Consider the following 13926-nt stretch of genomic DNA (forward strand, 5'->3'; position numbering starts at 1 on the left):
AATGGTTCTATGAAGCTAAAATGGGTGGTCCGGAAGTAATGGAGGAAATTAAAATAGGTTTACATAAGTTTTATGAGAAAGTGGAGAGAAGTGGTATCTCAGAAATGAAAAAGACCATTCAAACATACCGGAACTGGGAGACTGAAATCCTTAATCGCTTCTTCATTGATTACTCAAATGGTTTTTTAGAAGGGTTAAATAACTTAGCGAAAGTAATGAAAAGAAATGCGTTTGGCTTCAGAAATTTTTCGCGTTTTAGAGCCTGTATTCTGCTTCATCACCAATATAAATCAATAGGCAATTCTATAGGGTAAAGGGCAGAGAAAAGTTCTCTACCCCAACACTTGAAAAAGAACCCTTTTTTGATGAATGTGTGTGTTGTTTTTGTGTGTATTTTTATTTTGAAAATAAGCTGATATTAAGCGCTTTATAAGTCTTCTTTCGTTCTATATATCAATAAGTGTAGAGGATAAAGATGCTACATTTCAAAATATTAATCATCTGATGGTGGTATAAAAAATTTAAATTTTGTAAATTTAATTGAAGCTATTGCATATCTACAGAAGAGATGATATTATTATTTTTGTTGTTAGCAAGGACAACAGTTCCAATGCCGGGGTGGCGGAACTGGCAGACGCACAGGACTTAAAATCCTGCGGTAGGTGACTACCGTACCGGTTCGATTCCGGTCCTCGGCACCATTAGAATGCGCCCGTAGCTCAATTGGATAGAGCGTTTGACTACGGATCAAAAGGTTATGGGTTCGACTCCTTTCGGGCGCGCCATTACATATTTATATATGCGGATGTAGTTTAGTGGTAAAACCTCAGCCTTCCAAGCTGATGATGAGGGTTCGATTCCCTTCATCCGCTCCAATTAAATTTAATTCCATATGGATATACAAATAAAAAAAGACAAATGACTTAGTTAAGACAAGTCATTTGCTTTTTTCTATTTTCATAGCTAATTAGTTAAGCTTCAACATGTTTCATACTTTGCTCAAGTATATGCTTTTTACGACGATCATATAAAGCATAATACAGAAGGATGGTAAACAATATCATTGCAGAACAAATGATATACATCGTTTGATAGCTATATTTGGCAGATAGAATACCATTTAAATACGCTCCAATTCCAATTCCACTATCAAAGAAGATGAAATAGGTTGCTGTTGCCATCCCACGACGGTTATGTGCTGCATATTGAATTGAGATGGTTTGGAAACTTGGTACAATTGCGCCATAACCAAGTCCGATAATACCGGCAGCTAGCATATAAATAAAGGCATTGCTTGTAAAGCTTAGTGCAGCCATTCCAATCATAAATAGAACAAGAGCAGGATAGATGACTTTGCTATCTCCGTATAAATCGAACCATTTTCCAGTAAATGGGCGGGAGAGTACAGTGACAATCGCGAATATAACGAAAAACATTCCAGCTATATCTGCTAATCCTATTTCAGTAGCAAATAATGAAACATATGAAAGAATTGAACTATAAGAAAAAGCTAAAACCATGGCGGCAACGGAAATTGGAATAGCAGATAGTTCAAATATGCTACTAAGTTTTAAAGAGGATTTTTGTTTTTCAACTTTCTTTGTTTCGAATTTTGGAATTTTTACAATGATACCTAATAAAAAAGAGAATATGGCACACACAACACAAATCGCAAATAATAAAGTAAAAGAGTACTTTTGAATAATCGTAAGGCCAAGATATGGTCCACATACCATTGCTAAGCTCATAAACATCCCATAATAACCTATTCCTTCACCACGTCTACTCGCAGGAACAAGATCGGCAGAAATAGCTCCAGTCGCAGTTGTTGCTAAACCGAATCCTATTCCTTGTACAAATCGTAATATTAATAAAGCTCCATAAGTATGAACAACTAAATATAAAGCTGTAGCTATAAATAATAGAATAAGAGCAATAGTTAAGATTTTTTTTCGTCCAATGGAATCAAGCCAATTTCCAGCAAATGGTCTGATTAATACCGCTGCTAACAAGAATGCAGAAATAACTAATCCAACTGATTCTTTAGCACCGTGAAGTTCATCTAAAACAAAAAACGGCAAAGCCGTTAGCAAAGCATAAAAGGGCAAAAATATAAAAAATGCACTAAAGCATAGACTAGTGAAGTCTTTCGTCCAAATTTTTTCCTTGTTCATTAATTTCAACTCCAATTTTTCTATTGTTTCTGTAAAGCAGAAACGATTTTTGTTAATACTTTGATGGTTGTTTCCATTTCTTCAGCTGTTAAAGTATCGAAAATTGGATTTTCAAAGTCATCAACTTGTTCTTTCCATTCGGGTATTTTTTCTAAAGCCAAAGGTGTTAAATGGATTTCTTTTGCTCGTCGATCTATACCTTCCTTGCGTATAATTAAACCTTGCTTTTCCATTCGATTTAATGTGCGCGTTAGAGATGGTGCTTCCACTTTTAAATAATTGCACATTTGAATTTGTGTAGAAGGACCATGGTTTTGAAGATATCGAAGTACAGTCCATTGAGCGATAAATAAACCAGATGATACGAATTGTTCATTAAATGATTTAGCTAATTGTCTGGCTGCTTGATTCAGAGTATGGATTAGTTCTTTATGAGATTGTGACATATGATCTTCCTTTCCATTATATGTTAAAATGTCACTAAATTAGTTACCTAGCTAATTATATAGAAGTGTGAAAAGATAGTCTATCATATTGTTTCGTGAATTATTGAACATTATATGATTTTCTTAAATAGTCTTCTTTGTCGGAAAAGAAGAAATGTGTTAAACTAATGTGAGTTGTGTTATCTAAATAAATAATTCAACTGAATAATAATAAAGGAGAGATTCCTACATGTCTAAAAAAGGATACATCTTATTAAACACTGGTGACAAAATTGAATTCGATTTGTTCCCTCAAGAAGCTCCAATTACAGTTGCTAACTTCGAGAAACTAGCAAATGAGGGTTTTTATAATGGTCTAAAATTCCACCGAGTTATTCCTGGTTTTGTAAGTCAAGGAGGATGCCCTATTGGAAATGGCACTGGAGGTCCTGGATACACAATTAAATGTGAGACAGAAGGAAATCCACATATCCATAATTCAGGTGCTTTATCAATGGCACATGCAGGTAAAGATACAGGTGGAAGTCAATTCTTCATCGTACACGATCCACAACCACATTTAGATGGAGTACATACAGTATTTGGTCAAGTAACTTCTAGTCTTGAGCCAGTTTACAATATGAGACAAGGTACAATTATGGAAGAAGTTAAAGTTTGGGAAGAATAATTTACATGTAAAAAAGAAGTAGGACTAGAGCCTACTTCTTTTTTTATGGATGTTAAATATACCTTTAAAAAATTACTCTAAATCCACATCCAAGTAGGTAAATTTTATATACTTGATAGAAAAATACGATTTAAGTGCTAAATTTCTACTCGTAATGTTCTTATTGAGAATAAAGGACTATAGAATAAAAAAAGAGATTCATTTGATATCCCTGATCTGATGAATGAAACAATTTTAAACAAAAAAAGGAAAATGTAAAATTTTGTAGAATATGTACTTTTAATTATTTTTACATATTATGTTCAATTATTTACGAAATGTGGTGAAATACTTGCTGTCCAGAGAAAATTTGAAAGGGCTTTCTCTACCTGCACTTTTATTAGATATTGATGCGTTTGATGATAATTGTCAACAAATTGCAGCTAAAGCAAATGGTAAAAAGATTAGAATTGCAACAAAATCATTACGTTCACTATCTGTGATTCAAAGAATACTCCATTCCAATCCTATATTTCAAGGAGTGATGTGTTTCAGCCCTCATGAAGCAATCTTTTTAGAAAAGCAAGGAATAGATGATATTTTACTAGGCTATCCTTGTTATGACCAAGAGGCTTTGTCTCTTATTGCAAAGAGCAGTGCTAGTATTGTTTTGATGGTGGATAGTATCGATCATTTAGAACATTTAGATCGTATTGCCAAAAAAGTAAACGGATCATTTAAGCTATGTATCGATGTCGATATGAGTACAAAATTTGCTGGCTTACATTTTGGTGTAAGACGTTCACCTATTCAAAATGCTGATGAAGTTGTGAGAATGGCCCAGAAAATCAAACACTCCGATTATTTATGTCTGAAAGGTATTATGGGCTATGAAGCTCAGATTGCAGGTGTAGGGGATCAGATGCCTTCTCAATTTATGAAAAACACTCTAGTTTCGTATTTAAAAAAGAAATCTATAAAAAAAATTGAAAATCGTAGACGTGCAGTTGTGGATTTTTTAACAAAAGATGGTTTTTCTTTAGAAATAGTAAACGGTGGTGGTACAGGAAGTTTAGAGACAACTTGTCAAGAAGAATTCATCACAGAAGTGACGGTTGGTTCTGGATTCTATTCACCATTATTGTTTGATTATTATCATAATTTTAAATATTCCCCGTCATTATTCTATGCTTTACCAATTGTGCGTAAGCCCACGGCGAATATTGTTACTTGCTTAGGTGGAGGATATGTTTCTTCGGGCCCAGCAGGTAATGATAAAGTACCGCAGCCTATCTATCCGGGGGGAGGGAAGTTACTTCCTTTAGAAGGGGCAGGGGAAGTTCAAACACCTGTGTTTTACCAAAATCATACGTTAAAAATTGGTGATGCAGTTGTATTTAGAGCAGCTAAGTCAGGAGAAATATGTGAACGATTTAATGAGATCGTCGTTTTTTCTGAGCAAACAGTTATTGATCGTTTTAAGACATATAGGGGGAATGGTGTATGCTTTCTGTAACGAATCAAGAATGGAGAAATTGGGCAGATACAAGTACCGGTACACCAAATATTACATTTTATCCAGAATCCATTGAAGATGTCTGTACGATTGTTAAACAAGCTTCAAAAGAAAATCGAAATGTACGTGTGGTCGGCGCAGGACATTCCTTTACGAAACTAGTTGCTACAAACGATTACCTAATTTCTTTGGATAAATTAAGTGGTATAGAAAGCATTGATGAAAGGGAAGGGATAGTAACTGTATTAGGAGGAACGCGACTTTTCAATATTGGAAGTGAACTTGCAAAAAAGGGATATTCTCAAGAGAATCTGGGGGATATTAATGTTCAAAGCATTGCAGGAGCTATATCCACTGGAACACATGGTACTGGAATTGAGTTTGGAAATATTCCTTCTCAGGTATTAGAACTGACGATTGTAAATGCTCAGGGAGAAATCATGGTATTTTCTGAAGAAAACCATTCAGATCTTTTTAATGCATCGTTGATCTCTTTAGGCATGTTTGGAATTATAGTAAGAGTGAAGCTCCGTATAATTAAAAGTCCGGTCTATGCATATGAAAGTAAAAAGGTGAAATTTTCGGAGTTATACACTCGATTCGAACGATATATTTATGAAAATCGACATTTTGAATGCTATATCTTTCCTTTTTCAGATCTAGTGCAAATTAAAACGATGAATATTACAGATCAACAACCACAAAAATTAACCATTCATAATTGTAAAAATCTCCTAATAGAGAACTATTTATTTTATGTACTGTCAGAAACAAGTAGACTAATACCTAAGACTAGTTCTTATATTAGTAAATTCTCGGCAGTAGGTGTTTCTTCTACAAAAGTCATTGCAGAAAGTCATCAACTATTTGCAACCCCAAGATTAGTCCGCTTTAGAGAAATAGAGTATTGTATCCCTTTAGAATTCGCTAAGGATGCTTTACAAGAAATTCGAGCTACAATTGAAGAGCGTAAATATAAAGTGCATTTTCCTATAGAATGCAGAACGGTTAAAGCGGATGATATTTGGCTTAGCCCTTCTTATCAAAGAGATTCATTTTATATTGCTTTTCATATGTACAAAGGTATGCCTTATGAGACATACTTCCGAGATATGGAAGCTATAATGCAGAAATATCAAGGTAGACCTCATTGGGGGAAAATGCATCATAAATCGAAAGAAGAATTAATGGAGCTATATCCAAAATTTAATGAGTTTAGAGAAAAACGAGAAGAATTAGATCCGAACAATTTATTTATGAATCCTTATATGAGTAGCTTGTTCTCGTGAAATCAGTATGACCTTTTTTTGTTAAAAATCATAAATAAAATCCATTGACCAACATGTAAAGAAATTTTATAATATATAATATACAGTGAATTATCAATATTTCATGTTCTGTTAATAATTTTATATAGCCTTTATCCTTTTAAAGGGGAGTAGCTATAACAGTTTAGTCGTCAATACAGGTATATCCTCGGCTATGCTGGCAACACAAAAATGTTGTTTGCGAGACCTTTACCATTTGTTTGGTAAGGTCTTTTTTGCGTTTTTAAGTAGATTAGAAATTGTATGTCTAAGACATAGGGAGATGTATATTCTTGAAAAGTAATATATATTCAAAAAGTGTAAAGTTTAAGAACAAATCGTATGGAAGAATCCAGGTAAAACAATATCATCAAGACCTGATTCATATTGGAAGTGGTAGAAGTGCTTGTGTATTTAGAATAAAAGATACGAACAAAGTAATTAAAGTATTTCCTCCTAGATTCATGAATATTGCAAAAGAAGAAGCAGAAATTTATCAATTACTAGCTCATATACCATACTATCCAACTGTTTATGAATATGGTCCAAATTATATTGTTATGGAGTATGTGGATGGACATACTTTATTTGATTGCTTAAATAAAGGAATTACGATTAGTAAAGAACAAATTCAGGATGTTGATTATATCTTATCTTTAGCTGTACAGGTTGGTTTAAATCCTTCTGATATTCATTTAAGGAATATATTGATTACAGCAGATAACAAAGTAAAAATTATAGATGTAGCTAGATTTAAACAAGAAAAGAATTGTCAGCAATGGAATGATATCAGAACTGCCTATTTTCGTTATTATAATAAACGTTTCTTTCCGAAGCGAATCCCACAATTTATCTTAAATATGATAGCGGCGCTTTACAAAAACAATCTGATACCTGATTCGTTAAAATAATCTTATTTTTCACAAAAAACTCACAAAGTGTATTTTACTTAAAAAACTTAAAATTTGTTAGACTACAGAAAAAATGTAGAATATATTATAATTTATAAGAAGTTTGTAACATAATAAATGTATATCATATGTGAACATGCATAATTTTGGAGGATTATTTAATGAATCAGAAGTTTGCTGACGACAGCTATGCCCTACATACAGATTTATATCAAATAAACATGGCTGAAACGTATTGGGAAGATAATATGCATAATCGAAAAGCGGTGTTTGAAGTATACTTTCGAAAAATGCCGTTTCAAAATGGTTATGCCATATTTGCTGGTCTTGAGAAAGTGATCGATTATTTAACGAATTTTCGTTTTTCAAAAACGGATATTGATTATTTAAGAGAGCTGGGATATCAGGAAGATTTTTTAGATTATTTAAAGGATATGACTTTTACGGGAACAGTTCGGTCAATGAGAGAAGGAGAATTAGTATTCGGGAATGAACCGTTAATTCGAGTTGAAGCTCCATTAGCAGAAGCTCAAATAATTGAAACGGCTATATTAAACATTGTGAACTATCAAACATTAATTGCTACGAAAGCTTCAAGAATTAAACAGGTCATTGGTGACGATGTGGCGATGGAATTTGGTACTAGAAGAGCTCAAGAGTTTGATGCTGCTATTTGGGGAACTCGAGCTGCATTTATTGGAGGATTTGAAGCTACATCTAATGTTAGAGCTGGAAAACTATTTGGAATTCCAGTATCAGGTACACATGCACATTCACTTATCCAAGCATATCGTGATGAATATACTGCTTTTCATAAATATGCCCGTCGTCATAAAGATTGTGTATTTTTAGTTGATACATATGACACGCTAAAATCAGGTGTCCCTAATGCAATTAAAGTTGCCAAAGAACTAGGCGATAAAATTAATTTCTTAGGAATTCGTTTAGATAGTGGAGATTTAGCTTATCTTTCTAAGAAAGCTCGAAAAATGTTAGATGAAGCAGGTTTTCCAAATGCTAAAATTATTGCTTCTAATGATTTAGATGAATTAACTATTCATCAGTTAAAGGCACAAGGAGCTAGAATTGATACATGGGGAATTGGTACGAAACTTATTACTGCTTACGATCAACCAGCTTTAGGAGCTGTTTATAAAATGGTTTCCATTGAATCTGAAACAGGGGAAATGTTAGATACAATTAAGATTAGTGGTAATCCAGAAAAAGTATCCACTCCTGGTCTTAAAAGAGTGTTCCGTATCATAAACATAGATGATCAAAAATCAGAAGGCGACTATATTACGTTAGAAAATGAAAATCCTCAAGATGAAACGTTTTTAAAAATGTTCCATCCAGTACACACGTTTATCAGTAAATATGTAACAAATTTTGAAGCGAGAGAGCTCCATCATACAATATTTGAAAATGGAAATCTTGTTTATCAATGTCCTGATTTGAAGGAAATTCAAGCGTTTGTTAAAGATAATTTAAACTACTTATGGGATGAGTATAAACGTACTTTACATGCAGAAGAGTATCCAGTTGATTTAAGTCAAGCATGCTGGGATAATAAAATGAAACATATCGCTGAAGTAAAAGAAACGATAAAGAATAAGCTGAATAAATGATAGTACAAATAATTAAAAAACACCGTTAGATCTATTATGATTTAACGGTGTTTTTTTGAAGTATTATAGAAGCTCGTTGAGTTCCGCGAGCAGGGACGAGCCGCTTCCTTCGCTTCGCTCATTCCAAGGTCTCGACTATCCCGCTTTTCCCACAGGAGTCGCCACTCTTCGCTTCCATCAACTGAATGTATGAATATCGCTTGCACAATTTACTGTAGCTAAAGAAAAAATTTGTAAAAATGTGGGGATGGGGTTTGAAACCAAAGCCAGTTAATTCAGTTATTGTAGGAAGCAATGATATATCCTTTCATTTATCTATTATCGGAGTAAAAGTAGTTTTAAATTTGGAAGATGTTGATTAAATAATGTTATTTAAGAAGCCTTATTAATATGTATGTACTATTCTTTCTATTCGATTAAATGAAGATTGCTTATCCTTCGCCAAATAATTTAGCTTCCATATTCGAAATAATATCCTCTGCTGTCTTATTAGCAATATACAAAAATAATTAACGTATTTTTAAAAAATATTTTATAAAAAAAGAAGGAGTTTGCTAAGTATTGTCGAAAATGTATAAAAATAGTAATACGTGGGTGTTTTTGTTTAACAGTATGGTTGGTTAAATTGAAATATGTGTTACTGCTATTTTTTTACCGTCAACATACTAACCGTTTAGTTAGAAATCAAATGGGATAGGGAGAGAGATGAATGCAAAATAGTGATACAAAACCAGTCAGACATGGGGAAGAACTAGAAATTGATGTATTAGAACATTTTTTACGGAAAGAAATCGTTGATTTACCAGACGATGAATTACAGATTGAGCAATTCGGAGCAGGACACTCCAATCTAACCTATTGTTTAAAGATTGGTAACTGGGAAGCAGTGTTAAGAAGACCACCACATGGACCTATTGCGCCAAAAGCGCATGATATGAAAAGAGAATTTGAATTTCTAACTGAGCTTTATCCTTATTTTAAGATTGCCCCAAAACCGTATTTATATTGTGAGGATGAGAAAATTGTAGGAAGTCATTTTTTTGTTATGGAAAGAAAAAAAGGGATTGTTTTAGATACAGACTTTCCTTTGAATATTCATCCAACAAAAGAAATAAATCAATCTATTTCAGAACATATGGTTGATCATCTTGTACAACTTCACAACATAGACTATCAATCCACTAAGCTAGGAGATATGAGCCAACCTATAGGTTTCATGGAACGTCAGGTGAATGGTTGGATTTCAAGATATGAACGTTCAAAAACAGATGAGATTAAAGGTATCGCAGACTTACAAAATTGGCTTTCTAATCATTTACCTACATCGTTAGCACCAACTATTATCCACTATGATTACAAATTAAATAATGCGATGTTTTCTGAAGATTTAAGTGAAATGATAGGTTTATTTGATTGGGAAATGTCTACTGTTGGTGATCCACTAGCAGATTTAGGTGCTGCCTTAAGTTATTGGACGGAAAGTGATGATCCGGATTTAATCAAATACGGATTAGGTAAACCTTCTGTAACTACTATGAATGGTTTTTTTACAAGAGATGAATTTATTCACAAATATAGTCTAAAAAGTGGTCGTGATGTAAGTCAGGTTCATTATTATTTAACTTTTGCCTATTTTAAACTAGCAGTGATTTGTCAGCAAATCTATTATCGTTATAAAAAAGGTCAAACGAATGATCCGAGATTTTCAAAGTTAGACGTAACAATTAATAGTATCATTCAACATGCAAATGATATTTCAGTCAAGCCATTTTAAGATATCGTGAAGGGAGAATTTTATGACAAAAGTACATCTTCTCCTAAAAAAAGAAGAAATTGATCAAAAAAAGATGGAAGATAATAAGATTGCTGTTGTGTTTGATGTGTTACTTGCCACATCAACGATTGTAACAGCACTGTATTATGGTGCGAAAGAAGTAATCCCAGTATTAAATGAAAGAGATGCGAAACAAAAGGCTAAAGGAAGAGATTTGAGTAGTTTTTTACTTGTTGGAGAATATGAAGGTACAACAATTGAAGGATTTCTAGATCCAAATCCATTACAATTGGTTGATTTATTAGAAGATAAAACTATGATTCTTTCTACAACAAATGGAACGGTTGCTATTAATAACTGTTCCTCAGCTAAAAAAGTGTATATCTGTTCGCTTTTAAACGGGAAAGCAATAGCAGACCATATTCACAAAACACACATAGATGAAACGATTGTCATTGTGTGCTCAGGTTCCTCTAATCATTTTTGCATCGAAGATTTTTATGGGGCAGGCTATTTTTTAGATTGTCTCATTCAAAATAATCCATTAAAATTCGAGCTTTCAGACTCAGCACGTGCTGCTCTACTTTTCTTTCAAAATACGTCTGATAAGGCGGAAATGATCGTAAAATCAAGTCGAGTTGGTAGAATGTTAGAGCATCTTCATTTTGATCAAGAAATAAAACATGTTGTGAATAAGGGAGTATTACCAATTGTCGCTTCTTTATCAAAAGAAAAAAGTATTATTGCAGAATAAATTATTTTATGGGTAAGGTTACTATAGTTTTTGATAATAACAAATACAAGGGGATGTACAAATAATGAATTTTGATTATTCTGATAAAGTGAAGGAACTTCAAGCTAAGCTCAATACTTTTATGGAACAATATATTTTTCCAAATGAAAAAGTGTATGAAGAGCAAATTGATCCAGCCAATCGCTTTGCTAGTGTTCCTCCAATTATGGAAGAACTGAAACAAAAAGCAAAAGATGCTGGTCTATGGAATTTATTTTTACCAGAAAGTGAATATGGAGCGGGCTTAACTAATGTAGAGTACGCACCACTATGTGAAATAATGGGACAATCCATCATTGCTCCAGAGGTATTTAATTGTAATGCTCCAGATACAGGAAATATGGAAGTAATCGTTCGCTACGGTACAAGAGAACAAAAAGAGCAATGGTTAAAACCACTATTAAATGGTGAAATTCGATCATGTTTCTCAATGACCGAACCTGATGTTGCTTCATCAGATGCTACAAACATACAAACGAGTATCGTCCGTGAAGGAGATGAATATGTGATTAACGGTACTAAATGGTGGTCTTCAGGTGGAAATGATCCTCGTTGTAAAATTGCTATTGTAATGGGGAAAAATGATCCAAATGCTAATAAATATGAACAACAATCTATGATCTTGGTGCCTTTGGATACATCTGGTGTAACCATTAAAAGAGCATTACCTGTATTTGGTTATGATCATGCTCCACATGGACATGCAGAAATAGAATATAAAAATGTTAGAGTACCGGCTTCAAATATCATCTGGGGTGAAGGCAAAGGTTTTGCTATTGCACAAGGAAGACTAGGACCTGGGCGTATTCATCATTGTATGAGAGCTATTGGTGCTGCAGAAAGAGCATTAAAGGATCTTTGTACTAGAGTCCAAGATCGAACAGCTTTCGGGAAAAAATTATCGCAGCAAGGCGTTATTCAAGAATGGATAGCAGATGCACGAATCGAAATCGAACAAGCTAGACTATTAACTCTTAAAGCAGCTTATATGATGGATACTGTTGGTAACAAGCATGCGAAATCGGAAATTGCTATGATCAAAGTAGTAGCACCATCAATGGCATTAAAAATTATCGATCGTGCTATACAAGCGCTAGGTGCAGCTGGAGTAAGTGATGATTATTCTTTAGCATCAAGCTGGGCCAATGTACGAACTTTACGTTTAGCAGATGGGCCAGATGAAGTTCATCGCCGAGCGGTTGCAAAATATGAACTACAAAAATATCAATAAATGGAGGAATTCAAATGAATGTGAAGCAGTTATTTGATTTAACAGATAAAGTAGCTATTATTACCGGTGGCGGTCGTGGATTAGGGCAACAAATTGCTGAAGGGTTAGGGGAAGCCGGGGCGAAGGTTGTTCTTTGTTCCAGATCTATGGAAGCTTGTATGGAAGTTGCTAAGGAATTAAATGATCGAGGAATTGAAGCTTTAGCATTAAAATGTGATGTAACAGAACCAGTTGATGTAAAAGAGGTTGTAAACAAAACATTAGAACACTTTGGTAGAATTGATATATTGGTAAACAATAGTGGAGCTTCATGGGGAGCGCCAGCTGAGGAAATGCCATTAGTAGCTTGGGAAAAAGTCATGAATGTAAATGCTACTGGAACATTTTTAATGTCGAAAGCTGTTGGAAATGTCATGCTTGAACAGCAATCTGGAAAAATAATTAATATTGCTTCTGTAGCAGGTATAAAAGGCTCTGATCCTAAATTAATGGATACAATTGGATATACAGCAAGTAAAGGTGCTGTTGTTGCATTTACAAAAGACTTAGCAGTGAAGTGGGGTCCACGGGGTGTCAATGTAAATGCTATTGCTCCTGGGTTCTTCCCTTCAAAGATGTCAAAGGTGTTGATACAAAAAGGTGGAGATAAAATTCTTGAAGGAACAGCTTTAAAAAGATTTGGCAACGAGAATGACTTAAAAGGAGCTGCGCTCTTTTTAGCATCTGCTGCTTCTGATTATGTTACCGGTACAATTTTATCTGTAGATGGTGGTATGACAGCGATGTAATCAAAGAAAATATTTTTCTTTAATATGATATAATAAGAGGAAAATTGATCCAAATGTGAGGAATAACGTATGAAAGACAAAATATTAGAGGCATGTATCGATCTATTTGGTGAAAAAGGATATAAAGAAACATCCATTCAAGATATTACAAAACAAATTGGTGTCACTAAAGGTGCCTTCTATTACTATTATAATAGTAAGCAAGAAATCTTAGGTGATATTTGCATGTCTTATATAGAAACACAACTTGAACAACAGCAAGTTGTGTTAGATAATCCATCCTTGGATAGTAAGGAAAAACTTTATCAGCTCGTCCTTATAGAGATTAAAAGTATCAAAAATGAAAGAGGAAGTGCTCGTATTTTCTTTCGTGATATGAGAAATATTGAGGACTCTCAGTTAAAAGAAATAAAAGTAAAAAGAAACCAATTCCGTAAAAACTATCAAACTCTCATAAATCAAGGAATCAATAATGGTGAATTTAAAGAAAGCCTTGATGCAGAAATGTTGACATTTGGAATACTAGGTATTGCTAATTGGACGTATTATTGGTTTAAGCCAGATGGTAGAATGTCTGAAGAGTCAATAACCGATATTTTTGTCGATATGATTTTAAATGGGATTACTAATGATAATTAATCGTTAAAAAAGAGTCTAAATAGTGTAACAAACTGCTATATAGACTCTTTTTATTATGTTGTTTTCGTTTACT

The 13926-nt window shown here is 33.7% G+C and carries 13 protein-coding genes and 3 tRNA genes; 14 read left to right on the forward strand and 2 right to left on the reverse strand.

What is annotated here, in order from left to right:
• From BN349_RS06985 to BN349_RS07000, 4 genes are all read left to right on the forward strand, one after another.
• Positions 1-314 (forward strand): ISL3 family transposase (locus tag BN349_RS06985; protein ID WP_019241571.1); only part of this gene is annotated, 314 nt, incomplete at its 5' end.
• A 298-nt stretch (positions 315-612) separates the two neighbouring features.
• A tRNA-Leu gene (locus BN349_RS06990) sits at positions 613-701 on the forward strand.
• Positions 702-708: 7 nt separating this feature from the next.
• Positions 709-785: transfer RNA gene (locus tag BN349_RS06995), tRNA-Arg, on the forward strand.
• A gap of 16 nt (positions 786-801) precedes the next feature.
• Positions 802-875: transfer RNA gene (locus tag BN349_RS07000), tRNA-Gly, on the forward strand.
• Between the two features lie 96 nt (positions 876-971).
• On the opposite strand, the gene BN349_RS07005 is transcribed toward BN349_RS07000, so the two are convergent.
• A complete protein-coding gene (locus BN349_RS07005) occupies positions 972-2174 on the reverse strand; it encodes an MFS transporter (protein ID WP_019241572.1) in 1203 nt (400 codons plus the stop codon).
• 20 nt (positions 2175-2194) lie between these two features.
• A complete protein-coding gene (locus BN349_RS07010) occupies positions 2195-2620 on the reverse strand; it encodes a MarR family winged helix-turn-helix transcriptional regulator (RefSeq protein WP_019241573.1) in 426 nt (141 codons plus the stop codon).
• A gap of 229 nt (positions 2621-2849) precedes the next feature.
• Here BN349_RS07010 and BN349_RS07015 point away from each other — a divergent pair, with 229 nt between their 5' ends.
• The 10 genes from BN349_RS07015 (at position 2850) to BN349_RS07065 (ending at position 13853) form a co-directional block, all read left to right on the forward strand.
• Entirely contained in the window at positions 2850-3287 is a 438-nt protein-coding gene (locus BN349_RS07015; protein ID WP_019241574.1) for a peptidylprolyl isomerase, read from the forward strand.
• Positions 3288-3621: 334 nt separating this feature from the next.
• Entirely contained in the window at positions 3622-4782 is a 1161-nt protein-coding gene (locus tag BN349_RS07020) for an alanine racemase (RefSeq protein ID WP_034293828.1), read from the forward strand.
• Positions 4770-6071 carry a D-arabinono-1,4-lactone oxidase gene (locus tag BN349_RS07025; protein WP_019241576.1) on the forward strand — a complete coding sequence of 434 codons (1302 nt, stop codon included), beginning with the start codon at positions 4770-4772 and terminating at the stop codon, positions 6069-6071. Before BN349_RS07020 ends, BN349_RS07025 begins: the two co-directional genes overlap by 13 nt.
• 311 nt (positions 6072-6382) lie before the next feature.
• Positions 6383-7000: a protein kinase domain-containing protein gene (locus BN349_RS07030; RefSeq protein WP_019241577.1), complete on the forward strand. Its 618-nt coding sequence runs from the start codon at positions 6383-6385 to the stop codon at positions 6998-7000.
• 161 nt (positions 7001-7161) lie between these two features.
• On the forward strand, positions 7162-8628 hold the full coding sequence (locus BN349_RS07035) for a nicotinate phosphoribosyltransferase (protein ID WP_019241578.1): 1467 nt from the start codon (positions 7162-7164) through the stop codon (positions 8626-8628).
• 709 nt (positions 8629-9337) lie between these two features.
• Positions 9338-10402, forward strand: coding sequence for a phosphotransferase family protein (locus BN349_RS07045; protein WP_019241580.1), 1065 nt, complete (start codon positions 9338-9340; stop codon positions 10400-10402).
• 22 nt (positions 10403-10424) lie between these two features.
• A complete protein-coding gene (locus tag BN349_RS07050) occupies positions 10425-11156 on the forward strand; it encodes a 2-phosphosulfolactate phosphatase (protein WP_019241581.1) in 732 nt (243 codons plus the stop codon).
• A gap of 64 nt (positions 11157-11220) precedes the next feature.
• Complete coding sequence (locus BN349_RS07055; protein ID WP_019241582.1) at positions 11221-12426, forward strand: acyl-CoA dehydrogenase family protein; 1206 nt, start codon at positions 11221-11223, stop codon at positions 12424-12426.
• A 14-nt stretch (positions 12427-12440) separates the two neighbouring features.
• Positions 12441-13214 (forward strand): SDR family oxidoreductase, encoded by a 774-nt coding sequence (locus BN349_RS07060; RefSeq protein WP_019241583.1) that lies wholly within the window; start codon positions 12441-12443, stop codon positions 13212-13214.
• Between the two features lie 69 nt (positions 13215-13283).
• The gene (locus BN349_RS07065; protein ID WP_019241584.1) at positions 13284-13853 is read left to right on the forward strand and encodes a TetR/AcrR family transcriptional regulator; all 570 of its coding nucleotides are present in this window, start codon (positions 13284-13286) and stop codon (positions 13851-13853) included.
• The last annotated feature ends 73 nt before the right edge of the window (positions 13854-13926 follow it).

It is taken from the genome of Bacillus sp. AP8 (assembly GCF_000321185.1).
In the GTDB taxonomy this organism is placed as follows: Bacteria; Bacillota; Bacilli; order Bacillales; family DSM-1321; genus Bacillus_AD; species Bacillus_AD massilioanorexius.